Annotated in this window: 24 protein-coding genes; 6 read left to right on the top strand and 18 right to left on the bottom strand. The window is 69.0% G+C overall.

The window, feature by feature from the left end; translation table 11 throughout:
* Positions 1-33 precede the first annotated feature (33 nt).
* On the bottom strand, positions 34-582 hold the full coding sequence (locus ACFC14_RS07995; RefSeq protein WP_376102711.1) for a GNAT family N-acetyltransferase: 549 nt from the start codon (positions 580-582) through the stop codon (positions 34-36).
* 90 nt (positions 583-672) lie between these two features.
* Between ACFC14_RS07995 and ACFC14_RS07990 the strand changes: the two genes are divergently transcribed.
* On the top strand, positions 673-1551 hold the full coding sequence (locus ACFC14_RS07990; RefSeq protein WP_376102708.1) for a phosphoribosylaminoimidazolesuccinocarboxamide synthase: 879 nt from the start codon (positions 673-675) through the stop codon (positions 1549-1551).
* Between the two features lie 18 nt (positions 1552-1569).
* On the opposite strand, the gene ACFC14_RS07985 is transcribed toward ACFC14_RS07990, so the two are convergent.
* Together ACFC14_RS07985 and ACFC14_RS07980 are read right to left on the bottom strand one after the other, a co-directional pair.
* On the bottom strand, positions 1570-1980 hold the full coding sequence (locus ACFC14_RS07985) for a type II toxin-antitoxin system VapC family toxin (RefSeq protein ID WP_376102705.1): 411 nt from the start codon (positions 1978-1980) through the stop codon (positions 1570-1572).
* Positions 1977-2240 (bottom strand): type II toxin-antitoxin system VapB family antitoxin, encoded by a 264-nt coding sequence (locus ACFC14_RS07980; RefSeq protein WP_376102702.1) that lies wholly within the window; start codon positions 2238-2240, stop codon positions 1977-1979. Before ACFC14_RS07980 ends, ACFC14_RS07985 begins: the two co-directional genes overlap by 4 nt.
* 111 nt (positions 2241-2351) lie before the next feature.
* Here ACFC14_RS07980 and ACFC14_RS07975 point away from each other — a divergent pair, with 111 nt between their 5' ends.
* Entirely contained in the window at positions 2352-3680 is a 1329-nt protein-coding gene (locus tag ACFC14_RS07975; protein ID WP_376102699.1) for a uracil-xanthine permease family protein, read from the top strand.
* Between the two features lie 136 nt (positions 3681-3816).
* Here ACFC14_RS07975 and ACFC14_RS07970 read toward each other — a convergent pair whose 3' ends face one another.
* The 8 genes from ACFC14_RS07970 to ACFC14_RS07935 all read right to left on the bottom strand — a co-directional run bounded on the left by ACFC14_RS07970 (position 3817) and on the right by ACFC14_RS07935 (position 13131).
* The gene (locus ACFC14_RS07970) at positions 3817-5427 is read right to left on the bottom strand and encodes a carboxyltransferase domain-containing protein (RefSeq protein WP_376102697.1); all 1611 of its coding nucleotides are present in this window, start codon (positions 5425-5427) and stop codon (positions 3817-3819) included.
* Positions 5428-5449: 22 nt separating this feature from the next.
* The gene (locus ACFC14_RS07965) at positions 5450-6217 is read right to left on the bottom strand and encodes a LamB/YcsF family protein (RefSeq protein ID WP_376102694.1); all 768 of its coding nucleotides are present in this window, start codon (positions 6215-6217) and stop codon (positions 5450-5452) included.
* A 4-nt stretch (positions 6218-6221) separates the two neighbouring features.
* Positions 6222-6893 (bottom strand): TetR/AcrR family transcriptional regulator, encoded by a 672-nt coding sequence (locus ACFC14_RS07960; protein WP_376102691.1) that lies wholly within the window; start codon positions 6891-6893, stop codon positions 6222-6224.
* A gap of 308 nt (positions 6894-7201) precedes the next feature.
* Positions 7202-8197 (bottom strand): LacI family DNA-binding transcriptional regulator, encoded by a 996-nt coding sequence (locus ACFC14_RS07955; protein WP_376107132.1) that lies wholly within the window; start codon positions 8195-8197, stop codon positions 7202-7204.
* Between the two features lie 116 nt (positions 8198-8313).
* On the bottom strand, positions 8314-9744 hold the full coding sequence (locus ACFC14_RS07950; RefSeq protein ID WP_376102688.1) for a glycoside hydrolase family 1 protein: 1431 nt from the start codon (positions 9742-9744) through the stop codon (positions 8314-8316).
* 5 nt (positions 9745-9749) lie between these two features.
* The gene (locus ACFC14_RS07945; RefSeq protein WP_376102685.1) at positions 9750-10640 is read right to left on the bottom strand and encodes a carbohydrate ABC transporter permease; all 891 of its coding nucleotides are present in this window, start codon (positions 10638-10640) and stop codon (positions 9750-9752) included.
* Positions 10637-11722 carry a carbohydrate ABC transporter permease gene (locus ACFC14_RS07940; protein ID WP_376102682.1) on the bottom strand — a complete coding sequence of 362 codons (1086 nt, stop codon included), beginning with the start codon at positions 11720-11722 and terminating at the stop codon, positions 10637-10639. Before ACFC14_RS07940 ends, ACFC14_RS07945 begins: the two co-directional genes overlap by 4 nt.
* A gap of 98 nt (positions 11723-11820) precedes the next feature.
* Positions 11821-13131, bottom strand: coding sequence for an ABC transporter substrate-binding protein (locus ACFC14_RS07935; RefSeq protein ID WP_376102679.1), 1311 nt, complete (start codon positions 13129-13131; stop codon positions 11821-11823).
* Between the two features lie 240 nt (positions 13132-13371).
* Between ACFC14_RS07935 and ACFC14_RS07930 the strand changes: the two genes are divergently transcribed.
* The 3 genes from ACFC14_RS07930 to purQ all read left to right on the top strand — a co-directional run bounded on the left by ACFC14_RS07930 (position 13372) and on the right by purQ (position 15088).
* The gene (locus tag ACFC14_RS07930) at positions 13372-13905 is read left to right on the top strand and encodes an adenine phosphoribosyltransferase (RefSeq protein WP_136040796.1); all 534 of its coding nucleotides are present in this window, start codon (positions 13372-13374) and stop codon (positions 13903-13905) included.
* 230 nt (positions 13906-14135) lie between these two features.
* Positions 14136-14384, top strand: a complete 249-nt coding sequence (purS, locus tag ACFC14_RS07925; protein ID WP_017204254.1) for a phosphoribosylformylglycinamidine synthase subunit PurS — start codon at positions 14136-14138, stop codon at positions 14382-14384.
* Positions 14381-15088, top strand: a complete 708-nt coding sequence (gene purQ / locus ACFC14_RS07920) for a phosphoribosylformylglycinamidine synthase subunit PurQ (RefSeq protein ID WP_376102675.1) — start codon at positions 14381-14383, stop codon at positions 15086-15088. Before purS ends, purQ begins: the two co-directional genes overlap by 4 nt.
* Before the next feature lie 6 nt (positions 15089-15094).
* Here purQ and ACFC14_RS07915 read toward each other — a convergent pair whose 3' ends face one another.
* The 7 genes from ACFC14_RS07915 to ACFC14_RS07885 all read right to left on the bottom strand — a co-directional run bounded on the left by ACFC14_RS07915 (position 15095) and on the right by ACFC14_RS07885 (position 23613).
* Positions 15095-16333: a hypothetical protein gene (locus tag ACFC14_RS07915; protein WP_376107129.1), complete on the bottom strand. Its 1239-nt coding sequence runs from the start codon at positions 16331-16333 to the stop codon at positions 15095-15097.
* A gap of 179 nt (positions 16334-16512) precedes the next feature.
* On the bottom strand, positions 16513-17649 hold the full coding sequence (locus ACFC14_RS07910; protein WP_376102673.1) for an ROK family protein: 1137 nt from the start codon (positions 17647-17649) through the stop codon (positions 16513-16515).
* 40 nt (positions 17650-17689) lie between these two features.
* Positions 17690-18808, bottom strand: coding sequence for an ROK family protein (locus tag ACFC14_RS07905; RefSeq protein ID WP_376102670.1), 1119 nt, complete (start codon positions 18806-18808; stop codon positions 17690-17692).
* A 49-nt stretch (positions 18809-18857) separates the two neighbouring features.
* The gene (locus tag ACFC14_RS07900) at positions 18858-20315 is read right to left on the bottom strand and encodes a hypothetical protein (RefSeq protein WP_376102667.1); all 1458 of its coding nucleotides are present in this window, start codon (positions 20313-20315) and stop codon (positions 18858-18860) included.
* Positions 20316-20346: 31 nt separating this feature from the next.
* Positions 20347-21213, bottom strand: coding sequence for a carbohydrate ABC transporter permease (locus ACFC14_RS07895; RefSeq protein ID WP_376102664.1), 867 nt, complete (start codon positions 21211-21213; stop codon positions 20347-20349).
* On the bottom strand, positions 21210-22184 hold the full coding sequence (locus ACFC14_RS07890) for a carbohydrate ABC transporter permease (protein WP_376102661.1): 975 nt from the start codon (positions 22182-22184) through the stop codon (positions 21210-21212). The genes ACFC14_RS07895 and ACFC14_RS07890 overlap by 4 nt, the downstream gene beginning before the upstream one ends.
* A gap of 106 nt (positions 22185-22290) precedes the next feature.
* Entirely contained in the window at positions 22291-23613 is a 1323-nt protein-coding gene (locus ACFC14_RS07885) for an extracellular solute-binding protein (RefSeq protein WP_376102658.1), read from the bottom strand.
* A 238-nt stretch (positions 23614-23851) separates the two neighbouring features.
* Here ACFC14_RS07885 and ACFC14_RS07880 point away from each other — a divergent pair, with 238 nt between their 5' ends.
* On the top strand, positions 23852-25510 hold the full coding sequence (locus ACFC14_RS07880; RefSeq protein WP_376102655.1) for a beta-N-acetylhexosaminidase: 1659 nt from the start codon (positions 23852-23854) through the stop codon (positions 25508-25510).
* The last annotated feature ends 59 nt before the right edge of the window (positions 25511-25569 follow it).

Here is a 25569-nt window from a genome sequence, read left to right as displayed (position 1 = left end):
CCGACAGCGACAAGGCGACGGCCCCGCGGTCGGTCAGCCGAGGGCGGCCGCGAGCTGCTTCGGGGTGAGCGCGCGATCCGCGTACACGAGCCGCATCACCGCGGGATCGGGGTTCCCGACATCCGGCGCCCGATGCACGAGCTGGAGGCCCAGCTTCTCCGCGACGTGCGCCGACGCCCGGTTGTGCTCCACGAGATAGGCGATCACGGGGCGATCGGGTGCGATGATGCGTGCCTGCTCGATGCCGGCGCGCGCCAGCTCGGTCGCATACCCGTGTCCGTGATGGTCGGCCGCGATCCGGTAGCCGACGTTCCACACCTCGCCGCGCAGCAGCGTGCACCCACCGTTGCCGATGATCTCGCCCGTGTCACGCAGACGCGCGACCCAGGATCCGAGCCCCGCCTGCTCCCAGCTGCGCTCCCAGCGCTCCATCATGTCGAGGGTCGTCGCGGGGTCGGTGTGTCGAAGGCTCGGAAAGTGCGTCCACACCCGCGGATCGTTCTGGATCGCGAAGACCGCATCGAGGTCGGACGGGGTCGCCCGCGAAAGGCGGAGCCGGTCGGTGAAGATGTCGTCAGCCACGCCTCCACGCTAGACAAACGCTCCGACACCGGGCGGCGCGACCCACGACCGACGGCGTTCACGGTCGGGCGGAACCGGGATAATGGGCGGGTGAGCACTCCTTCAGAAGGCACGGCACAGAGCATCCCCGGCTGGCGGCACATCTACTCGGGCAAGGTCCGCGACCTGTACGCCTCCGAGGATCCGGCGGACACGCGCATCCTCGTCGTCGCCTCCGACCGCGTGAGCGCCTTCGACTTCGTGCTCTCGCCCGGCATCACGGACAAGGGCGCGCTGCTGACGCGACTGAGCCGCTGGTGGTTCGCTCAGCTCTCCGAATTCCCCAACCACATCGCCGAGGGCGAGCTGCCCGAGGAAGTCGCCGACCGCGCCATGCTCGCGCAGTCGCTCGAGATGCTGCCGATCGAGTGCGTCGTGCGCGGCTACATCACCGGTTCCGGCTGGGCCGAGTATCAGGAGAGCGGCACGGTGTGCGGCATTCCGCTGCCCGCCGGCCTGCAGAACGGCGACCGCCTGCCGGAGCCCCTGTTCACCCCGGCCTACAAGGCGCCGATGGGCGAGCACGACGAGAACATCACGTTCGAGCGCACCGTCGAACTGGTCGGCGCCGAGCCTGCGGCCGAGCTGCGCGACACCTCGCTCGCGATCTACACCCGCGCTGCCGCGATCGCCGAGGAGAAGGCGCTGATCCTCGCCGACACCAAGTTCGAGTTCGGGACGGATGCCGACGGCACCCTGCGCCTGGCCGACGAGGTGCTCACGAGCGACTCTTCGCGCTACTGGGACGCCGAGGCCTGGCGCACCGGCACCACCCCGAGCGCGCGCATGGCGAGCTTCGACAAGCAGATCGTGCGGGACTGGATGACCGCGAACTGGGACAAGCAGGGCGAGCCGCCGGCCCTCCCCGACGACGTGGTGGAGCGCACCGCCGACCGCTACCGCGAGCTGATCGACCGTCTCGGCGCCTGACTCCCCATCTCGCGCCGGTCAGTCGCCGGTCGGACCGGCCGGTTCGACGAGACGCACGTCGGTGTGGACGAAGTCGTCTCCCTTGAAGAGCAGCGGCTCGTCACGGGTGATCGCGAGCGCATAGGAGAAGCAGTCGCCGTAGTTCAGGCGAGCCGGATGGCCTGACCCTCGGCCATATCTGGCGTATGCCCCGCCCGCCAGGCGCGCCTGCGCCTCGTCGACGGGAACGACCGTTGCTCGAGTTGCTTCCAGAAGCTCGTCGAGCGCGAGCATCTTCGCTTCGCCCCCCTTGCTGCGGAGCACGATCGTGCACTCCGTGAGCGTGGCCGCGGAGAGGGAGAAGCTGCGCGACTCCAACAGATCGCTCATCTCGTCGGCTTCCGGTTCTGCCATGAGCACGGCGACCAGGGCCGAGGAGTCGACGATCACCGCGGCATTCCCGTCTCGTCATAGAGCTCGTCCATGATCTCTTCGGTCGTTCGTCCGGTGGAGGGAATCTGCTGCGCTCGCCGGATCACCGCACGGATACGACGACGGCGCTCCATATCGTCATCCGTGCGCTGCTGCTCCAACTCGGCGAGGCGCCGCCGAACGGCGTCTTCCACCGCACTGGTCTGACTCTGCCCGGTGAGCGCCGCGAGCCGCCGCACCAGCTCATGCGTCGTCTCGTTCTTGATGTTCAGACTCATGTCTACCATTCTACCGTCGCGTCTACCATGGTAGAAGCGCTCAGGGAAAACTCAGGAATCGATAGTGTTGCTCCAGCACTCCCGCCATCCCCCGAACCTTGAGGAGCCCGCATGGCCCTGTGGAAGCTGCACGGAAACGGCCGCACGGTCGAGCCCGGCGCCGTCGTCCGTCCCGACGAGCGCCTGAACTGGCCCGCCACGATCGCGATCGGACTCCAGCACGTCGTCGCGATGTTCGGCGCGACGTTCCTGGTGCCGATCATCACCGGCTTCCCGGTCGCCACGACCCTGCTTTTCAGCGGTGTGGGCACGATCCTGTTCCTCCTCGTCACGCGCAACAAGCTCCCCAGCTACCTGGGCTCGTCGTTCGCGTTCATCGCACCGGTCACCGCCGCCACCGCCTCCGCGAACATGGGCACCGCCCTGGCCGGCATCGTCGCGGTCGGTGTGCTGCTCGCCATCATCGGCGTCGTGGTGCACACGGTCGGCGTGAAGTGGGTCGACCGTTTCCTGCCTCCGGTCCTCGCGGGGACGATCGTCGCCCTCATCGGATTCAACCTCGCGGGCGCCGCGCACAACAACTACGCCGCAGCCCCCGTGACCGCGACGTTCACGCTCGCCATCACGATCCTCTTCGCCGTCGTGTTCCGCGGCTTCCTCGGACGCATCTCGATCTTCCTCGGCGTGATCGCGGGATACATCTTCGCGGTGTTCCGCGGCGAACTGGACTTCTCCGCCGTGGAGAAGGCCGACTGGGTCGGCCTCCCCACCTTCCACTTCCCGAACTTCACCGAGCCCGGCACCCTCACGGCGCTCGCGATGTTCCTCCCGGTCGTGCTCGTGCTGATCGCCGAGAACGTCGGGCACGTGCGTGGCGTCGCGACCATGACCGGCGACGCGAGCGTGAACCAGCAGACCGGCAAGGCTCTGATCGCCGACGGCGTCTCGACCACCCTGGCCGGCTTCTTCGGCGGTTCGGGCACCACGACCTACGGCGAGAACATCGGCGTGATGGCTTCCACCCGCGTGTATTCGACGGCCGCCTACTGGGTCGCTGGAGCCGCCGCGATCCTGCTCAGCCTCTCGCCCAAGTTCGGCGAGGTCATCAACTCCGTGCCGGCCGGTGTGCTCGGCGGCGTGACCACTGCGCTGTACGGCCTCATCGGCGTCATCGGCATCAAGATCTGGGTCGACAACCGCGTCGACTTCTCGCGCCCGGTCAACCAGTACACGGCAGCCGTGGCGCTGATCATGGCGGTCGGCGGCTTCATGATCAAGGACGAGGCATCCGGCTTCGAGCTCGGCGGCATCGTCATCGCCACGGTCGCGGCGATCCTCATCTACCACCTGGGAAACCTGATCGCCCGCCTGCGCAAGACCGGCGCAGACGACCCGAAGCCGCTCGAGGCGGTCGGCCCGCTCGGCGGCGACCCCGCCTGACCCGACCCCGCGTCGTCGACTGCGGCACCTGGCGCGTTCACAACTCCTCAGAAACGGGCCCGCACGGCCTCGTACGGCGGCATCACGCCAGATGCGTGCGATTCCTCCTGAGTTGTGAACCGACCGGCGGCGGAACTCAGCCGTCGGACGGCACCCGGAGGGCGAACCGCAGGCGCACTCCCGGCGGCAGCTGACCGGCGAGGTCGAGGCTGCCGTCGGTGAGGGCGCCGATGATCGGGTATCCGCCGGTGAGCGGGTGATCGGCGAGGAAGAGCACCGGCTGCCCGTCGGGCGGCACCTGGATCGCGCCGGTGACCGCACCCTCGCTGGGCAGCTCGCCGCCGACGGAACGCTCCAGCGGCATCGCGCCATGGAGTCGGATGCCGACGCGGTCGGAGCGCGGCGTGACCGTCCACTCCTGGGTCGTGAGCACCTCGAGGGCGTCGGCCGTGAACCACTCATCGCGAGGACCGAGGGTGATGTCGAGCTCGACGAGGTCGCCGGAGGCCGGGAGGTCGCGCGGAACGGACCCGGGATCGACCAGGTTCGGGGCGGCATCGCCGATCGCGATCGCCGCACCGGCGGTGAGCGGCTCCGGCCCCAGCCCCGCGAGGGTGTCGGCCGCACGGCTGCCCAGCGCGGGAGTCGCCTCGATTCCGCCGCGAACCCCGATGACGTACCGCAGACCGCGGTCCGGATGGCCGAGGGTCAGTTCGTCGCAGTCGACGGTCGCGAAGGGCTCGCCGTGCAGGACCGGACGGACGAGCCCCGCAGCGCCGCTCAGGGTGAGCGCGCCGATCGCGCCGGTGACCACCGCGACGCCTGCCCCGTGGAACCGGAGCACCGCTCCGCCGACGCTCTCGAGAACCGCAGCTGTGGCGTCGTTCCCCACGGCGCGGTTCGCGTCACGCATCGCGCGCCGGTCGGCGACTCCGGATGCCGAGACCCCGAGCGCCGCGTAACCCGGGCGCCCGGCATCCTGCACCAGGAGCTGCAGCGACGGCCGGATGACCTCGACCGCGGATGCCGTGCCGAATCCCGGAGCATCCGCATCCGCGCCGGCGAGTCGCTCGACGGCGCGCCGGGCGTACGCCGGAACGTCTCCGTTTCGGCCCGGCTGAGCCGCCCCCGACTGAGCATCCGCCCGCACCCGCTCGAACTGCACCGCCGTCCCCGGGGACAGGAGCGCAGGCGGATCGCGGTCGATGTCCCACATCACGGCATCCGTGCGGCCGATCAGCTGCCACCCACCGGGGCTCTCGCGCGGATAGACACCCGTGAACACCCCAGCGAGCGCGACCGACCCGGCAGGCACACGCGTGCGCGGAGACGAGCGGCGCGGCACGGCGAAGAGCGGATCGTCGCTCACCAGGTAGCCGAAGCCGGGGGCGAACCCGGCGAACGCGACCCGCCAGTCCGCGGCGAGATGCCGGTTCACGAGCTCCTCCACCGAGACGCCGAGCAGCGATGCCGCCTCATCGAGGTCCTCGCCGTCGTAGCGCACGGGGATCACGACCTCCCCGGTGCCCGGGAGGGATGCGGCATCGACTCGGGTCGCCGCCAACGTCTGCGCGAGATCGGCGGCCGATACCCGCAGCGGATTGAAGCGCACCAGCACGGTCCGGGCACCCGGGATGCGCTCGACGATGCCGGGCACGCCCTCCCACGCCCGGTTCAGCCGCATCGCCTCATGGAGGTCGTCCGCTTCGACGAGAAGCGCGTGATCGGATGCCGTGAGGATGCGCATCAGCCGACCTGCGCCGACTGTGTCATCGGGTGCCCGCGAACGGGGCGATCGTGATGCCCGCGTCCTGCAGCATCCGCTTGGTCTGGGCGGCCATCGCCACCGAGCCGGGACTGTCGCCGTGCACGCAGATCGACTGCGCCATCACGGGCACGTCGGTGCCGTCGATCGCGCGGATCACGCCGTCGGCCGCGAGACGCACCATGCGCTCCGCCACCACGGCCGGGTCATGCAGCACGGCTCCCGCCTCGGTGCGCGGCACGAGCTGCCCGTCGGGTTGATAGGTCCGGTCGGCGAAGGCCTCGGCGGCGACCGCCAGCCCGGCCCGCTCGGCGACGTCGAGCACGACTCCCCCGGAGAGACCCAGCAGCACCAGGCTCGGGTCGATCGCGCGGATCGCCGCGACCACGTCCTTCGACTGCCGCTCGTCACGGGCGATGGTGTTGTAGAGCGCCCCGTGCGGCTTGACGTAGGAGACCGTGCCACCGACCGCGGCAGCGAGACCCATGAGGGCACCGAGCTGATACTCGACATGCGCCTGGAGCGTGGCCGAGTCGATGTCCACCCTGGTGCGGCCGAAGTTCTCGTAGTCGCGGTAGCCGGGGTGCCCACCGATCACGATGCCGCCCTCGACGGCGGCGGCGAGCGTCTCGCGGATCCCCTCCGGGCTGCCCGCGTGGAATCCGCACGACACGTTCGCGCTCGTGACCAGGCGCAGCATGCTCGCGTCGTCGCTGACGATCCGGTCGGCGACGTTCTCGCCGAGGTCCGAGTTCAGGTCGATCGACGTCATGCGATCACGCCTGCCGCCCCGAGCCCAGCGCCGCCGTCGCGCGCGGGCGCGGTTCGCCGTCACGGAGCGGAACCGGCGGCGCGATGGGTGTCGTCGGCTCGGGCAGTCCGTACCGGCGATGCACCCAGCGCCGGGCGTCCTCGAGCGGATAGGTATCGCCGAACACGGCGAACTTCACGAAGACACCCTCGAGAGTGCTGCGGAGCATGACCTCTTCCAGGGCGGGGTCTTCGGCGCCGCGGGCGCGGAACAGCTGTCGCACGGCATCCTCCGCCGCAGTGGCGCGCGCTTCATGGCGAGCTTCCGATTCGGCGAAGAGTCGATGTGTGGCGGGCTGCTGCTGCATCGCCAGCACCGCCCGTTGCAGCGGGATCGCGTAGGCGGTGGCCGTCAGGGCTCCGTCGATCACGGCGGCGAGCATCTCGTCGGGGCTGCCCTCCACGCGCGCGAAGCCGAGCACCGTCTCGAACCATCGATCGATGACGGCCGCGACGAGCTGTTCCTTGCCGCCGAAGTGGTAGTTGACGAGGCCCTGTGCGACGCCCGCCCGCTTGGTGATCGCGGCGATGCTCGCGCCGGTGACGCCCCGTTCGCTGAAGACCTCGATCGCGGCCTCCAGGATGTTCTCCCTGGCGCGCTGACGGGCCAGTCGGTTCTGCTCGTCGGAGCGTGCCACGCGGCATCCACCTCCTGAGTTCAACCGGTCCGTTTTTCCGAATGCGCCCCCTGCCGTATAGATTACTCACTGAACGCCCGTTCAACCTATGAATGGATGCGATCTTCGGCTGACCAGTTCAGCCGACCACAACTTCGGAGATCCGGGGCGCCACGCCGCGGCATCCGCGCCTTCCACCGGCGGTTCGCCGCCGATCTCCGAAGTTGTGCAGCAAAGACGCACGGGTGCGTCCCTGGCCAGGAGGGGGCGTCAGGGGCGCGCCCGTGTTCCTCCCGGCTCGGGCCGAGACGCTCGGGCCGAGACCGACCTCAGGCCGAGGCGCGGACCACGAGCTCGGTGGGCAGGATGGTCGTCTGCGGCGGATCCTGCCCCGCGAGACGCGACAGCAGCACGCGGGCCATGGTCTCACCCTGCGCGTACATCGGCTGCCGCATCGTCGTGAGCTGCGGATCGGTCGTGAGCGCGACCGAAGAATCGTCGAAGCCGACGAGGGCGATGTCCTCCGGGACACGCACACCGGTGGCACGCAGCGCGGTCAGCGCACCCCGCGCCATCAGGTCGCTGGCCACGAAGATCGCATCGGGGCGACCGGCGGCGAGGATGCGCCGCACGGCATCTGCGCCGCTGGCCTCGCTGTAGTCGCCCTCCTCCTCGGCGAACGGCGTCAGCCCGGCATCCGCCAGCGCCGCACGGAAGCCCTGGATGCGGTCGCCCGAGGAGACCATCGTCAGCGGACCCGAGATGGTCGCGATGCGCGTGCGCCCGATGTCGATGAGTCGACGGGTCGCCGCGCGGGCGCCCGCGACGTTGTCGACGTCGACGACGTAGTCGCCCTCGAGCCGACGCACCGGCCGACCGCCGTAGACCACCGGCACGGCATCCGCGACCCGGTCGATGAACGCGTCGCTGGTGTGATGCGAGACGATCAGCGCGCCGTCGACGCCGCCGTTGCGCACGAAGCCGGTCATCTTGTCGCCCGGGTCGTCGCTCGCGATGAGGAGGTTGAGCAGGTAGTCGGAACCGCCGAGGGCACCCGTGATGCCGGCGACGATCGCGGCGAAGAACGGGTCGCCGAAGAAGCGGTTCGTGTCTTCGGGCACGATCAGGGCGATCGCGTGCGTCTGGCGGGAAGCGAGCGAACGGGCCGCACGGTTGGGCACGTAGTTCAGCTCATCGATCGCGGCGCGCACCGCGGCGAGCGCCTCCGGACTCACCGCCGTCGACCCGTTCACGACCCGCGACACGGTCGACCGGGAGACACCGGCGGCCGCGGCCACCTCTTCGATGGTCGCTCGTGGCGACATCAACGTACGCACTCTTCCATCGCCCTATTCTCACTGACGTCCTGCTTCGAATCGCGCAAGTGGTCCCATCCCGGCCCCGGATGGGACCATTCGCACGATTCGGAAGCCGGGGAGGGCTACAGCGACCGGGACTCGATGATGCGGGCGTACTCCCGGGCGGAGTCCTTGAGGCTCCGCTCCTGCGTGTCGTAGTCCACGCGCACGATGCCGAAGCGCTTGTCGTAACCCCAGGCCCATTCGTAGTTGTCGAACATCGACCAGTAGAAGTAGCCCCGCACGTCGACGCCCGACTCCGCGGCATCGAGCACCGCACCGAGATGCAGGCGCAGGAACTCCGTGCGGTCGGCGTCGTGCACGCGCGTCTCGCCGTCTTCGACCACCACGACGTCGTCATAGGCGGCACCGTTCTCGGTCATGTACAGCACGGTGCCCGCGGGCTCGGCGTACTCGTTCCAGACCCGCTGCAGCACCCGGGTGAGCCCCTCGGGCTGCACCTCCCAGTTCTGCGCCGTGCGCGGCAGACCGCGCTCGACCGAGTGGATGCCGTCGCTCGACGGGTAGGGGCTGCGGCCGGGCCGCTCGGTGGCGGGCCCTCCGGACACCGGCGCCTGGGCCGGAGCCGTGCCCGACAGGAAGTCGCCGTGGTAGTAGTTCACGCCCTGCGTGTCGATGTGCTGGGAGATCGTCTCGAGGTCGCAGTCGCGGACCGCGGCCTCGAACTGTGCGACGGCGTCGGCATCCACCGCGCGGATGTCCTCGACGATGTCGGCCGGGTAGATACCGCGGTAGATCGGGTCGAGGAACCAGCGGTTGAACTGCCCGTCCACCCGGCGCGCGGCATCGACGTCGGCCGGGTTCTGCGGGTCGGCGGGGTCTGCGACCGTGTGGTTCAGGGTGATGCCGAGGTTCAGCGAGGCGTCGCGGCCCCGCAGCTCCTGCACCGTCCTGCCGTGCGCGAGCAGCAGGTGGTGCGACGCGAGCAGCCCCTCGGCGACACTGGTGTGCCCCGGCGCGTGCTCACCACCGGTGTAGGAGAGGAAGGACGAGCACCACGGCTCGTTGAGCGTCGTCCACACGTTGACCCGGTCGCCGAGAGCGTCGTGCATGGTGCCGGCGTACTCGAGGAACCGGTCGACCGTGTCGCGGTTGGTCCAGCCACCGGCATCCTGCAGCGCCTGCGGCATGTCCCAGTGGTACAGCGTCAGCCAGGGCAGGATGTCGGCGGCGAGCAGCTCGTCGACCAGGCGCTCGTAGAAGTCGACGCCTGCCGGGTTCACGGTGCCGCCGTCGGGCCGCACCCGCGACCACGACGTGGAGAAGCGGTACGTCTGCAGGCCGAGCTCGGTCATCAGGGCGACGTCGTCGCGGTACCGGTGATAGTGGTCGCAGGCCACGTCGCCGTTGTCGCCGCCGATCACGGCACCGGGAACGCGGGCGAACGTATCCCAGATCGATGCCGTGCGTCCGTCCTCGAACGCCGCCCCCTCGATCTGGTACGCCGCGGTCGCGGCGCCGAAGAGGAAGTTCTCGGGGAAGGAGCGGGTCATAGGGGTCATCCTTTCACCGCGCCCGCCATGATGCCACTGACCAGCTGCCGACCCGCGACCACGAAGAGCACGAGCAGCGGAAGGGTCGCGAGCACCGCACCGGCGAGCACGATCGAGTAGTCGATGTAGTAGCCCGACTGCAGCTGACTGAGCGCCGTCTGCAGCGTCGGGTTCTGCGGGGATAGCACGATCAGCGGCCACAGGTAGTCGGTCCACGCCGTCATGAAGGTGAAGAGTCCGAGGATGGCCATGGCCGGTCGAGCAGCGGGCAGCCCGACGGTCAGGAACGTGCGGAACTGGTTCGCGCCGTCCATACGCGCGGCCTCGATCAGTTCGTCGGGGATGACGTCGACGAGGTACTGGCGCATGAAGAACACCCCGAATGCGGTGACGAGGGTCGGCACGATGACCGCGCCGATCGAGCCGGTCCAGCCCAGCTCACGCATGAGCATGAACAGGGGGATGATGCCCAGCTGCGTCGGAATCGCCATCGTCGCGATCACGAAGATCATGAGCCCGTCGCGTCCCTTGAACTTCAGCTTCGCGAACGCGTAGCCCGCGAGGGTGGAGAACGTGACGACCGAGATCGTGATGATGCCGGAGATCAGGAACGAGTTGCCGAGCGCCAGCCAGAACGGGATCGCGTCGAACACCTTGGCCGCGTTGGCGAAGAAGTTGCCCCCGGGGATCAGCGGCAGCGTCTCGCCGCGGGTGGCGTTCGTGCCGCTGGCGACCACGACCGACCACCACAGCGGATACACGCTGCCGATGATGAAGGCGGCGAGGAGCCCGTAGGTGAGGAAGCCAGGGCGGCTGCCGATGCCGGCGGTGCCTCCGGCTGCGCTGCGCCGACGTCGGATCTTCTCGGGCACGCTGAGTGCCTGGGTGGCGGTCATCGCGCGTTCTCCTCGGTGATGGTGGCGATCGTCGTTCCCGCGGCGGCGGCCGTCGTGTCGGCGGTGCGGGCGCGCCGGCGGGCGGCACGGCTCTTCGGCCCGTCCCCGGTGGAGATGCGCCGGGAGATGAGGAAGTTGATCACGCCGATTCCGACGATGAGGAGGAACAGCAGGATGGCGACCGCGGACGCTTCACCGAGGTCGCGGCGGAAGAACGCGAGTTCCCACAGGAACAGCACGGTCGTCTGGAACTGCCGATCGCTGCCGCCGATCCCGCCGGCCGTCGACACGTCGAACAGGCGCGGCTCGGCGAAGATCTGCAGGCCGCCGATCGTCGCGGTGATGATCACGAAGATCAGGGTCGGCCGGATCGTCGGGATCGTGATCGAGAAGAATCGGCGGGCGGCGCCTGCCCCGTCGAGGGCGGCCGACTCGTAGAGATCGCGCGGCACGGCCTGCATGGCGGCGAGGAGGATCAGGGCGTTGTAGCCGGTCCAGCGGAAGTTCACCATGACGGCGATCGCGATGTGCGACAGAGCGGTGTTGTGCTTCCACTCCTGGTCGGCGATGCCGATGAGGTTGAGCAGGTTGTTGGCCAGGCCGTCGGCCTCGTTGAAGATGCTCGAGAAGATGATGGCGACCGCGACCGGGGTGACCACGAACGGGATCAGCACGCTCATCCGCCAAAAGGTCGGGGCGCGCAGGCCCCGGTCGAGGAGGTAGGCGATCACGAGCGCGACGGAGAGCTGCGGGATCGCGGAGAGCAGGAAGATGCTCAGGGTGTTGCCGATCGAGTTCCAGAACATGGCGTCGCCGAGGATCTCGACGAAGTTGCCGACGCCGACGAAGTCGCCTTCGCCCTTGAGCAGGTCCCATTCGTGCACGGCCACCCACACGGTGTACAGCAGCGGGAACAGGCCGACCAGCCCGAACAGCAGGAAGAACGGAGAGATGTAGAAGTATGGGGAGGCGTTCTGGTCGAACCGCGAGACGCGGTGGCGCCAGGAGCGCTTCGGCGGAGCATCCGTCTTGTGGGCGGATGCCGCGGCCTGCTGCTCCGCGGGCGGGGCGGTAAGAGTCATGGAGGGGTCCTTGTCCCGGGGTTCCGAGGGTTCCGGTCGCAGTTCCTGCCGCCGACCGTGGGGTGGAGGCGGCAGGAACTGCGACCGGAACGGGGGTGTCAGTCGACGAGGTCGTTCAGCAGGCCGATGGCCTGATCCCAGGCGCCCTGCGTGTCGGTCTCGCCGCGGTCGAGGCTGCTGAGGGCCGGGCCGAACACGTTCTCCTGGATCACCGAGTCATCGGCGCCCTTGAACTGCGCCACGACGCCCTTGGCACGCTCGGCGAGGATCGCCCCGGTGGGAGCGTCGTTGAAGAACTCGTTCGGCGTCGCGTCGGCGGCCAGAGTCTCCTGCGCCTTGATCGTCGAGGGGAAGTTGCCCGCGGCGGCGGACTGCTTGACCTGCTGCTCGGGCTGCGTCAGCCAGTCGGCGAGCTCGGCGGCCGCCTCCTTGTGCTGCGAGGACTCTGGGATCGACAGGAACGCGCCACCCCAGTTGGCTGCGCCGCCGGGGAACACGTCGGCGAAGTCCCAGCCGGTGGAGGCGTCTCCGCCGCCGGCCTCGACCTGACCCTGCACGACACCGAGCATCCACCCCGGGCACACGAAGGTCGCGAAGGTGCCGTCGACGAACGACTTGCCGCCGTTCCAGTCCCACGCCGTCTGGGCAGCCGACTGGCCGCCCTCGGTCGCCGCTCCCAGCAGCTCGAAGCGCTCCTTGAGCTCGGCGTTGTCCTCGACGTTCAGCTCGCCGTCGGTGGTGTAGTAGCCCTCGTCGAGCTGGTTGACCATGGCGTTCCAGACGAAGCCGGAGTGGTCGTACCAGGCCTTGCCGGTCTTGGCCGTGTAGTCGGCGCCGACCTGGAAGTAGTTCTCCCAATCGCCGTTCAGCAGCTCGGCGACGGACTCGCGGTCGCTCGGGAGGCCGGCGGCCTCGAACGCTGCGCCGTTGTAGCAGATGCCGCTCGGGCCGATGTCGGTGCCGTAGCCGATGACGCGGCCTTCAGCATCCGTCGCCTGTCCGTACTTCCAGTCGACCCAGTCGGCCTTGCGGTCTTCGATGCCGTAATCGCGCAGGTCGACGAAGGTGTCGGACACGTCCATGACGGCGCCGAGCCAGCCCTCCTCGATCGCGACGACGTCGCTGAGGCCGGAGCCGGCGGCGATCTTGGTGAAGGCATCGGTGCGGGCATTGCCGCCGGTGTCGATGTTGGTCGCCTCGATCGTGACGTTCGGGTGCGCCTTCTCGTACTCCTTGTAGAGGTCGTCGTAGCCGAAGGTGCCGAACGTGGTGACGGTGAGCGTCACCTCTTCGTCGGCGCTGCCTTCGTCGGCACCGTCGGCGTTACCGGCACAGCCGGCGAGGGCGAGGGCGGAGACGGATGCCACGGCGGCGATCGCGAGGATCCGGTGGCGGGCACGTGTGTTCACGGTTCACTCCTTTGTGTGGTGGGGGTCGTGCGGTGTTGCTGCTTTCGGGACGCCGTGGGAGCGCTCCCACGAACTGAGCAGTCACTCTATGGGAGCGCTCCCACGGTGTCAAGCCGGTCTGGTTGCCGACGATCCGCCGAGGGAAGGACGATTCACCGAGGGGATGCCGCGAAAACCTCGGCCGATCGTCGCCCCGTCGGCGAATCGTCAAGGCCGGGTCGAGCGGCGTACCCTTGTCCGGTGCCCGAAGCCGCCCTGTCTCCTGCCCTCGTCCGTGCCGAAACCCTGATCCGCAACGTGCCGGACTACCCGCAGCCGGGCATCATCTTCCGCGACATCACGCCACTCCTCGCCGACGCCGAGGCGCTGCGGGTCACGACCGAGGCGATCATCGAGCCCTTCGCCGGCCAGTTCGACGTGATCGCAGGCATCGAGGCGCGCGGCTTCATCCTCGCCAGCGCCGCCGCCATTGCCGCCGGCGTCGGCCTCATCCCGATCCGCAAAGCGGGAAAGCTGCCCCGCCCGGCAGCATCCGTCGACTACGCCCTCGAGTACGGCACCGCCACGATCGAGATGCACGACGACCTGCCCGCCGGCTCCCGCGTGCTGCTCATCGACGACGTGCTGGCCACGGGCGGCACGCTCGCCGCCGGGCGCGAACTCGTCGAACGCCTCGGCAGCCACGTCATCGGCATCTCGGTGCTGTTCGAGATCGACGGCCTCGGCGGTCGCGAAGCCGTCGGCGACCTGCACACCGTCTTCCACTCCGCGTAGCCTGCACTCCCCGTAGCCCGCGCTCCCCGTCGCCCGCACTCCCGTCGCCGAGCGCACGGCTTCTCGCCGAGTGCACGGCCTCGGCGCGTGAACAAGCCGTGTGCTCGACACCACGCCGTGCACTCGGCGGAAGTGTGCGCGCGGGCGCGCGGTGCACGGGAGGGGCGGGAGAGGCAGGGCGGGGACGGTAGACTGGGTGCGCCCGTCCGCCCGCGACTCTTGGAGCCGTCATGCCCACCATCGTCGTCGACGTCATGCCCAAGCCCGAACTGCTCGACCCGCAGGGCAAGGCCGTGTCCGGCGCCTTCGCCCGCCTCGGCGTCGAGGGCTTCACCGACGTCCGCATCGGCAAGCGCTTCGAGCTCACGGTCGAGGGCGAGGTCACCGACGAGGTGCTCGCCGAGGCCCGCCGCATCGCCGACGAGGTGCTCTCCAACTCCGTGATCGAAGACGTCGTCGGCATCGAGGTCGCGGAGTGACCATCCGCATCGGCGTCGTCACCTTCCCCGGCTCGCTCGACGACCGCGACGCACAGCGCGCCGTCCGCATCGCCGGCGCCGAGCCCGTCGCCCTGTGGCACGGCTCGCACGACCTCGAGGGCGTCGACGCGCTCGTCCTCCCCGGTGGCTTCAGCTACGGCGACTACCTGCGCGCCGGCGCGATCGCCGCGCTCTCCCCGATCATGTCCGAGGTGAAGGATGCCGCTGCCAAGGGCATGCCCGTGCTCGGCATCTGCAACGGCTTCCAGATGCTCGTCGAGGCGCACCTGCTGCCCGGCGGACTCATCCGCAACAACCACCAGCACTTCGTGCGCCGCGACCAGCGCCTCACGGTCGAGAACTCCGACACCGCCTGGACGAACGCGTTCCGCAGCGGCCAGGAGATCGTGATCCCGCTGAAGAATGCCGACGGCGGCTACATCGCGGACGAGCAGACCCTCGACCGCATCGAGGGCGAAGGTCTCGTGGCCTTCCGCTACGCCGGCGTGAACCCGAACGGCTCCCTCCGCGACATCGCCGGCGTCACGAACGAAGCGGGCAACGTGGTCGGCCTCATGCCGCACCCCGAGCACGCCACCGAAGCCGGCTTCGGCCCCGACACCGCAGCCGCCATGCGAAGCGGTGTCGACGGACTCGACTTCTTCACGAGCGCGATCGCCGCCGTCGCCCGCGTCGCCGCGTAGTCCGGCTCAGTCCACCGGCAGGACGAACGGGTTGTCCTGCGCAGACGCGAGCAGGTACCACGCGGTCGCACCGGTGTGCAGGCTCGCGTAGTAGAGGTCGCCGAAGCCTGAATCGAGACCGTCGTTCGAGGTCGCGACGATCCCCTTGCCGTCGCCGTTCGGCGCGTCGCGCTGCGCCAGGCGGATGCTCTCCAGCAGCGTCTCCGCCGTCGCGGAATCCTCCGATCCGTCGCGCAGCCGGAGGGCCAGCGCCAGGTGTCCGCTGCCCTCGAACCACGCCTTCGACACGTCGACCTCGCTGATCGACGGACCGGTGTACGGGCCGTCCGTCGCGATCAGGTTCTCGAGAGTCCAATCCAGCGCTGTCCCGTACCGCGGGTCGCCGGTGGCGAGCGAGCTCCACGTCTGTGCGTCCAGGGGGATGGGCCGGGTGTTGATCGTCGAGCCGTCGAGGCCGGTGCCGGTGTTCACGTGACCGTCCGCGCTCTGCATCGCCGCGACGAAACCCGCGGCCACGGCTGCCCGATCCGACCACACCGCATCGCCGGTGAGCTGCGCCAGCTGCGTGAAGAACCCCGCCACGTCGGCGTTGTGCTCCGTGGACTTCCAGGTCAGCGACGTTCCATCCTCGAGCTGGCCGCCGGTGTAGCCGTAGGGCGCGCGGGCCATATCTGCCGTGTGGTCCTGGATCCACTGACCGACACGCAGTGCCCCTTCGAGGTACCGCGGATCCCCGGTCGTGCGCGCGAGCCGCGTGAACGCCATCCCGACCCAGGCTTGATTCCCGGTGAACGTGCCGGGCCCGGTGATCTCCACGCGCCCCTGCCGGATACCGTGCGGCTCGTACGACGCACGGGTGCGGCCGTCGCCGATCGGGTCGTTCTCCTGCACGAAGAGGAGCGCGTCGCCGATCGTCCGCGCACGTCGGATGTCGTCCGGCAGACCTCGGGCGGTGTACGCCATGATCACCAGTGCGTCGTCATACACGAACGACGGCGTGAAGTCCCAGCTCGGCGTGGTGAAGAACCCGCCCTCGTAGCTGCGCGGCAGGCAGCGGCCCGCGCCGTCGCAGAACTGGTCCACGCGCGCGTCGAGGAACTCGTAGGCCAGGGCCACCGAGCGCGACGGGTCCGGTGCATCGCCCCCGGATGCGGAGCCGTCGGCCGCGGCGAAGGCGCCTGAGACGGCGGGCACGGCGGCCGCGAGCGCCGCTGCGACGAGCGCGGCGGTGACCACCGACGGCATCCTTCGGCGCGACGAACCGGACATCGGAACCCCTCTGGCAGGACCACGGTCCGGGTGCGGCCCGCGGGCGGCCGGACGGCCACCAGAGGAACATTCGCATATCGCGGAGCCTCGCAGAAGTGGCGAAGGTCTAGATTCCGTCGCCCGTGACCGCATCTCACATGGCTTGGAGGCTCGACTCAGCGGATGCCGAGTTCCTCGGCGATGACGAGTGCCGTGCCGCCCAACAGCACGATGTCGTCCCCGCGCACGGCCACGCGGATGTCGAGCGCGTCGGTGACGATCGCCAGGGTCTGCTCCTCGATCGTCGCCCTGGCCTGTTCGAGGAACACGCCTCCCACGATGTCTTCCGGACCGGACAGGACGACCTGCTCGAGCCCGAGAGCCGTGACGACCGGAGTCAGCACCCGCCCCAGCGCCCTCCCGGCGGCACCGAGGACCTCGGCGGAGGATGCACTCGGTTCGGCCAGCAGCTGCCGGACGTAGGGGACGGCCGCGACGACTTCCAGGCAACCACGGCGACCGCACCGGCACCGCGCGCCGTCACGGTCGATGAGGACGTGACCGATCTCTCCTGCGGTGAACCGATGGCCGGTGACGAGCGTGCCCCCGACGACGACACCACTGCCGATGCCCTGCCCGATCCGCACGAGGACGAGGTCGTCGACGGCCGGTTGACCATAGGTCCGGGCGGCGAGGGCGGCGGCGTTGGCGTCGTTGGCGATGTGCACCGGCACCGGGACCACCGCGGCGATCGCGGACCCGACGTCGAGATCGTGCCAGTCGAAGGCGACCGCCTCGCGCACGACTCCCGTGGCATCGACGACGCCGGGCGACCCGACGCCCACTCCGAGGACCCGGACGGTGGAGCGCTTCACGAGCGCCGACGCCAGCGCGCACACCTTCTCGAGGAGTGCGGGTCCCGTCGCCCCGTCCATCGGCACGCTCATGGAGTGCACCACTTCGCCGTCGAGGCTCATGATCGCGCCCGTGAGCTCGGCGTAGGCGGAGAGGTCGAGGGTCACCACGTGGTAGGCGTGGGGGTTCAGCGCGATGGAGGTGCTCGGCTTGCCGACGCGGCCACCGGAGCTCGGCTCGTGCTCCAGGACGAGCCCCTCGGCGATGAGATCGTCCACGATGCGCGAGACGCTGACCCTGGTCAGCCCGGTGACCCTGGCGAGATCCGCACGGCTCATGGCCGCTCCGTGGAACAGCGTGCGCAGGATCAGCGAGCGGTTCACCTGACGGGTGTGCTCCGGAAGCGCCTTCTCGGTGCCGCGGCTCGCCACGATCGCATCCGCTTTCCTCGACCCCATCAGGCACGCCCCCGCTCATGACGGCATCCGACCCCCGTGGTCACGAGATGCCCAGCTCCGCCGAGAGTACCGCGACGGCCGCCCCCTGCAGGCCGAGCAGCCCGCCGTCGGAGCCGATGTCCACGCCGATCGGCCGCGTCGTGGCGGGGAGGGTCCGGGCCGTCAGGCATCGCTGCACCGCGGCAGCGAAGTCGTCGTCGAGGACGTCGTCCGGCCCGGCGAGCACCACGCGCGTGGCGCCGAGCACAGCGATGATGGGCGCGACGGCCGCGGCGATGGCGTCGGCGGCGTCCTGAACCACGCTCTCGCGCGCCTCCCCCTCGTCCATCCGACGACGCAGCTCCGGGATCGCGACGATCGATTCCAGGCATCCGCGCCGCCCGCACGCGCAGACCTTCTCCCACTGCGGAGCCACGACCACATGCCCGATCTCCCCCGCGGCGAAGTCCTCACCGACGATCAACTTCTCGCCGACGATCAGGCCCGCGCCGACGCCCCTCTGGATGGTGAGGATCAGGATGCTCCGACCGTCGTTCTCGCGGAAGGTGTGCACGGCGAGCGCCATGCCGTTGGCATCGTTGACGATGTGCACGGGCACACCGAAGCGTTCGTTCAGCGCACCTCGCACGTCGGCGTCGAACCAGCCGAGGTGCGGGGCGTACCGGACCACGCCGTCACGATCCACGAGGCCGGGGCTGCTCACACCGATGCCGAGCACGGGCGCCGGCGCCGCGCCGATCAGCTCGTCCACCATCTCTATGACGCGCGCGATCGTGGCCGCGGCGTCGCGTCGGTCGACTTCCCCGTCGAAACGCGTCAGCGTCGAGGCCTGGCCGCGCAGGTTCATCACCGCTCCCCGGAACGCCTGCTCATCCGACAGGTCGAGGCTGACGATCGACCGCGAGTCGTCGTCGATGGCGACCAGGGTCGCGGGCTTGCCCACGCGCACGGCGGCGGAATGCCCCGCGTCCACGAGGATGCCCTGCTCGATGAGCTCGCCCACGATCGCCGACACCGTCACCTTGTTCAGAGCGAACAGGCGCGCGATGTCGGCCCGGCTGCGCGGTCCGTCGTGGAACAGCGCCTGCAGCAGCATCGCGCGATTGCGGACGCGGCCGTGCTCCGGGAGGGCCTTGGTCGTGATGCGGAGTTCTGCCACGGCTCCATCCTCCCTCGTCCGGATACCGGCTGCGACGGGCGGTGCCGCGTCAGCCCCGGGCACGTCGTCGCCGGAACATCAGCACGGCGCCGATCGCTGTGATGACGGCCGCTGCGGCGACGACCCCCACCGGGGTCGCGGATCCGCTCTCTGCGAGGGCCTCCCCGCCACCGTCGGACACCACCGGCGCGCCGGTCGGACCGCCGGTGCCGGGACTGGTCGGCGGTTCAGGGTCGGCGGCCAGTCGGAACGGGTTGTAACCAGTGACGGCGAGCAGATACCAGGAGGTGGCCCCGGTGTGCAGACTCGCGTAGTAGAGGTCGCCGAATCCGGTGTCGAGGCCATCGCTCGACGACGCGACGATTCCTCTGCCGTCGCCGTTCGCCGCCTGCCGCTGCGCGAGTTCGACGCTGGAGAGGATCGTCTGGACGTAGGCGGCATCGCCTTCGCCGCCGCGAGCGCGCAGGGCCAGAGCGAGCTGACCGCTGCCCTCGAACCACACCTTCGAGACATCGGCGCTGCTGAACGAAGGCCCCTGGTAGGGCCCGTCCACGGCATGCAGGTTCGCGACCGTCCAGGTCAGCGACGTCGAATAGCGGTCGTCGAGCGTCGCCAGATAGCTCCAGGCCTGCGGGTCCTCGGGCGTCGGGTAGTAGTTGGTCGTGACGCCGTCGGGGTTCGTCCCCGTCCAGAGGTGCCCGTCGTCGTCCGCCTGCATCGCGGCGATGAACTCCTCGGCGATCGCGGCCCGGTCCGCCCACACCGTGTCTCCGGTGAGGGTCGCGAGCTGGGTGAAGAACGCGGTCACATCGATGTTGTGCTCGGTGGACTTGAACGTGAAGGGCGTGCCGGCGGCATCCTGCCCACCGGTGTAGCCGAACGGAGCGCGGACCGTGTCGGCCGTGTTCGTCTCGATCCACTCACCGAGGCGGAGGGCGCCGTCGAGGTACTTCTGCTCCCCGGTCATGTCGAAGAGCCGGGCGAGCGCCATCCCCACCCACGCCTGGTTGCCGGTGTACGAGGCCGGAGACCCGATCTCCACGGCACCGTCGCGGAGACTTCCCGGCTGATACGAGGCGCGGGTGCGCCCGTCGCTGTAGTCCGGGTCGTTGGCCTGGACGAAGAGCATCGCATCGCCGATCGACCGCGCGCGGCGGATATCGTCCGGCAGGCCGCGCGCCGCGTACGCCATCACGGTCAGGGCGTCGTCGTAGAGGAACGACGACGTGAACTCCCACGTCGGCGTCGAGAAGAACCCGCCCTGGTAGCTGCGCGGCAGGCACATCCCGTCGGCGCTGCAGTACTCGTCGACCCGACTGTCGAGGAACTCGTACGCCGCCGCGGCGGACCGCGCGTAGTCGGTGGTCCCGTCGGGGCTCGTGAACCAACCGTCCTCGGCCGTCGCTGCGGCCGCCGAAGCTGCGGGAGCAACGCCGACCGCGATCGCCGCAGCCACGACGGCAGTGGCGAGCACACGACGCAGGGATGTTCCCGATGATCTCTTCATGACGCTTCTCTCTGCGTTGAGGTGCACGTCGTCAGCCCTTGACCGCGCCGGCCGACATGCCGGTCACGAGGTTCCTCTGGATGATCATGAAGAACACCACGACCGGCAGCGCGAACAGGGTGGCCGCGGCCATCTGCCCGCCGTAGTCGGTGCCCATCTCGCCGCCCACCGAGACCGTGAAGGAATTCAGCCAGACCGGCAGCGTGTAGTTTGCCTGGTCCTTCATGAACGTGAAGGCGACGATGTAGTCGTTCCAGGCGGCGATGAACGCGAACACGCTGCTCGAGATGATGCCGGGCATCACGAGCGGGAACAGCACCTTCGTGAGCACCTGCCAGGTCGATGCGCCGTCGATACGCGCGGCTTCGTCGAGTTCGATCGGGATCGCGAGGAAGAATCCGCGCATGACCCAGATGGAGAAGGGCAGCACACCCGCCACATAGGCGAAGATCAGCCCCCAGTACGTCCCGAGCAGCCCCATCGAATTGAAGATGAGGAATTGCGGGATGAGCAGCGCGGTCGCCGGCAGCATCTGGATGATGAGGATGAGCACGAGAATCGGCCGCCGCCCCCGGAACCGGAAGCGGGAGAGGGCCGCGGCCGCGAACAGTCCCAGCACGATCGAGAAGAGGACCGCGCCGGCGACCACGATCACCGAGTTCTGCAGGTAGACGAGGAACTGCCCCTTGCCGATCGCCGTGAAGAAGTTGTCGAGCGTCGGCGACTCCGGCAGGAAGTGCGGGGTGCTGCTGAGCATCTCGGACCGCGGCTTGAACGCCGTGTTGACCATCCAGTAGACGGGGAACGCCCACACGATGCAGAAGAGGATCGCGATGGTGCTGCTGATCCAGGGCAGACGCCGGCGACGGCGGCGCGTCCGGGGGGTGGTGATGGTCACAGGTCTTCTCCCGAACGCACGAGGTTGCGGATGTACAGGGCGCTGAGCGCCACGAGGATGAGCGTCGATGCGACCGCGATGGCCGATCCCGCCCCGATCTGCAGGTTGCCCGAGAAGGCGGTGGTGTAGGTGAAGACCCCCAGGGTCGATGTCGCCCCGTCCGGACCGCCTTCGGAGATGAGCCAGATCTGGTTGAACACGTTGAAGTCCCAGATGATCGAGAGCATCGTCACCAGCAGCATCGTCGGCGCGATCGACGGGAGCACGACGACCCGATAGATGTTCCATTCGGATGCTCCGTCCAGACGCGCCGCCTCTTTCAGTTCCGGGGGCACCTGCGTCTCGGCGGCGTAGAGGGTGAGGGCGATGAACGGCACGGCCTGCCAGACGACGAGGAGCCAGATGCACACCCAGGCGAGCGTGGGATCGGACGCCCAGTCGACGCTGGTCATGTCTCCGAAGAGGCCGGTCTGCGTCAGCATCCAGTTGATGACGCCGTACTGCGGCTGGAACAGCCAGGACCAGACGATCGAGGAGGCGACGTTCGGCATCGCCCAGGCGAGGATCAGGACGACCGTCGTGAGGTAGCGCAGCGACGAGGGCAGTCGCGTCATCAGGTGGGACATGCCCGCACCGATGACGACGCTGCCGCCGACCAGGGCGGCCGTGAAGAGGACGGTCCGCAGGAGCGACCACCAGAACTCCTGATCGGAGAGCACGGCCGCGTACTGGTCGAGTCCGACGAACGAGAAGGCTCCGGTGAAGAGGGTCCGCTGGTTGTAGTCGGTGAACGACGTGAAGATCAGGAACCCGATCGGGAGCAGGGTGACGAACACGATCATCAGTCCCGCGGGCGTCAGCAGCCATAGGGGCGCGGTCGATCGGCGCTGCCCTTTCCGCCCGGTCGGCCCAGAGGGGCGGGGCGCAACGGTCTGCAGGGGCGGAGGTGCGGCAACAGCGGTGTCGACCAAGGGCTCGCCTTTCGTGGGGATCGGGACGACGACGTCGGGGCGCGGTCGCCGTCGGATGCGGGGTGCCGTGCGACCGATCGGGGGCGATCGCACGGCACCGGCCGCGCTACTTCGTGTTGAGTGCCTTGTCGGCGGCGGCGTCGAAGTCGGCAGCGGCGTCCTCGACGGACTTCGAGCCGGAGGCGATCGACGAGAACAGGCCGTTGATGTCCTTGTTGCTCTCGATCGTCGTCCAGTTGGCGTTCGCCGGCGTGGCCTTCGAGCTGAGCGCGGCGGTGAAGAAGCTGACCTTCACGTCGTCCAGGGATTCCTGGGCGAACTCGATGCCCTCGGTGCTGTTGGGAATCCAGCCGTCGACCCCGAACACGTACTCCTGCTGGATCTCGGGGCTGGCCGCGATCTTGACCCAGTTCAGCGCGAGATCGCTGTTCTTCGACTTCACCGGGATCGCCCAGTCCGAGCCGCCGAGCATGACGGGCTGCGCTTCACCGGAGAGTCCGGGGAAGGGGAACGTGCCGAGGTCGTCTTCGAGCTCCGGGTCGATCTTGAGGATGGCGCCGGTGTTGGTGTTGAGGATCGCCGAGGTCTTGCCGTCGGCGAAGATCTGGCTCTGGTTCGGCTCCAGGGTGTCGAGCGTCGAGGATGCCGCGGACGAGTACTCGTTCTGGAAGGACTGGAACGCCTCGAGCCCTTCGAGGGACTCGTCGGTGCTGAAGCCCGAGGTCCACTCGCCGTCCTTCTCGCTGGCGATGTCGCCGCCCGCGTCCCAGACGAACTGCAGCCCCGCGTACCAGTACTGCCCCGGCAGGTAGAACGCAGAGAAGTCCGGGGTCTGGGCGTTGGCGGCCTTGACCTTGTCGAGCGCCGCGGTGAACTCCTCGTATGTGGTCGGCGCCTCGGTCACGCCGGCTTCGGCCCACATGGTCTTGTTGTAGATGACGGCACGAGCGCCCGCGAAGCCAGGAACGCCGTACAGGCTGCCGCTGATCGTTGCAGGGTCGACGAGTCCATCGAGCCACGTCTGCCCCTGAGCGAGGTCGTCCTTGTAGGGGGTGAGGTCGAGCAGACCGCCGTTGGCACCGTAGCTCGCGACCTGGGTGTTGCCCACGTCGAGAACGTCCGGGGGCGTGTCGGTGGCGAGCGCGGTCGTGATCTTCGTGGTGATCCCGTCCCAGGTCTGCACCTGGAGATTCACCTCGGCCCCGGTGACCTCGGTGAACTTCGCGTTGATCGCGTCGAGGGTCTCGGGGGTGTAGTCGCCGTCCATGACCCAGACGATGAGCTTCTGTCCCTTGCCGTCGACCTCGGGGACCTTGCCGTCGGTGGGTGCGGCTCCTTGACCGGCACCGGTGGAACCGGAACATGCGCTGAGCGCGAGAGCGGTCACGACGCCGAGTGCGCCGATCGCTGTCAACTTCTTGATTGCCACAGAACTCTCCTTGGTGAATGGGAACCGCAATTGACACGTCGATGTGTGTGGCGGTGAACGTTAGTACACCTCTGTTTCATATCCCTTGTCAATCATTTCCTTGCGCGATGTGGAACTGTTATATTTCTGCGCGATGACGGTGTTGTTTCCAAATCGGCCGTGATTAGCGTTCTGCAATTAGGTCACTTTATTTACTAACTATTAGGCCATGAAACCAACGAATTCAGGATTGCCTCCCATGCATTCAGCCCACATGCTCTCGCCGACTCTCCTTCCCCGAGCTCAGAGCCGGAATTCGACAGAGGGGGAGTTCGAACTCACGCCCCAGACGACGGTGTCGACGCATCCCGCGCTGCTGCAGCCGGCGCTGCGCCTGCAGGAACGGCTGCGCGCCGCGACCGGCCTCGTCCTTCCGCTCACGGTCGACGACGACGGCTCGCGCGACCAGGGCCGGGGAATCCGGTTCGACCTCGACGCGGAGCTCGAGCCGGAGGGCTTCGATCTGCAGGTCGCCACGGCGACCGTGCGCGTCTCCGCGTCCGAGGAACGCGGGGGCCACTGGGGCATGCAGACCCTGCTGCAGCTCTTCCCGCCGGCGATCCATCGACACTCCCCCGCACGCGGCACGCGCTGGGCGGCGCCGGCGACGCACGTGCGCGACGCCCCGAGATTCGGTTGGCGGGGGGCCATGCTCGATGTCGTCCGCCACTTCACCCCGGCCCGCGAGGTGCGGCGCTTCATCGACCTGCTCGCCATGCACCGCCTCAACACGCTGCACCTGCACCTGACCGACGACCAGGGCTGGCGCATCGCGATCGACCGTTATCCGCTGCTCACCGAGATCGGCGGCTGGCGCCCAGAGAGCCAGGTCGGCGCCACCCACGGCTCTCCCGGCGACGGCCGGCCGCACGGCGGGTTCTACACGCAGGACGACATCCGCGAGATCGTCTCCTACGCGGCGGATCGCGGAATCACGGTCATCCCCGAGATCGAGCTGCCGGGGCACGCGCAGGCGGCGGTCGCCGCCTATCCGCATCTCGGAGTCGGGCAGAACGCGCCGGCCGCGCCGTGGACGAAGTGGGGCATCAACCCCGTCATCTTCAACGCGGAGGAGGCGACGATCGACTTCCTCACGAACGTGCTCGACGAGGTCATCGACCTGTTCCCCTCGGAGTACGTCTGCATCGGAGGCGACGAGTGCCCGAAGGTGCAGTGGCGCGAAGACCCGCGCACGCAGGAGCGGATGCGGGAGCTCGGTCTGCACGACGAGGAGCAGCTGCAGAGCTGGTTCATCGGCCGGATCGCAGAGCACCTCCGCTCTCGGGGGAAGAAACCGTTGGGATGGGACGAGATCCTCGAGGGCGGCCTCGTACCCGGGGCGAGCGTGCTGTCGTGGCGGGGGCGGGTCGGCGCGCTGGCGGCTGCGCGCGCCGGGCATGACGTCGTGGCATGCCCGGAAGACACGGTGTACCTGGACTACCGCGAATCGGCGCTGCCGACGGAGCCGATCCCGGTGGGCACGGTGACCACGCTCGACACCGTCTACGCGTTCGATCCGGTGCCTGCAGAGCTCGATGCCGCAGAGGCTCGTCACGTGCTCGGCGGCCAGGCGAACCTGTGGACCGAGCACATCGACTCGGCACGCGGTATCGACTACCGCGCCTTCCCGCGGCTCTGCGCTGTCGCCGAAGCGCTGTGGACCGACGGCGAACGCGACTTCGCCGAATTCCGGCCTCGGCTCATCGAGCATCTCGCCCGGCTGGATGCGGCGGGCGTGGAGTACCGGCATCCGGACGGCCCGCGCCCGTGGCAGCAGCGACCCGGCGTCGAGGGGCGTCCGTCGTCGGTCGAGGAGTCCGCCGCCCATCTCGCGGCCATCACGGCGAACATCAGCTGACGTCGAGCGACGCCGAGCCGCTCACCCGTATCAAAGGGGGCGGAGGCTGACAAGGGTTT

Source organism: Microbacterium sp. NPDC055988 (assembly GCF_042269505.1).
Classification (GTDB): domain Bacteria; phylum Actinomycetota; class Actinomycetes; order Actinomycetales; family Microbacteriaceae; genus Microbacterium.
This window is presented reverse-complemented; position numbering and strand designations above follow the sequence as displayed.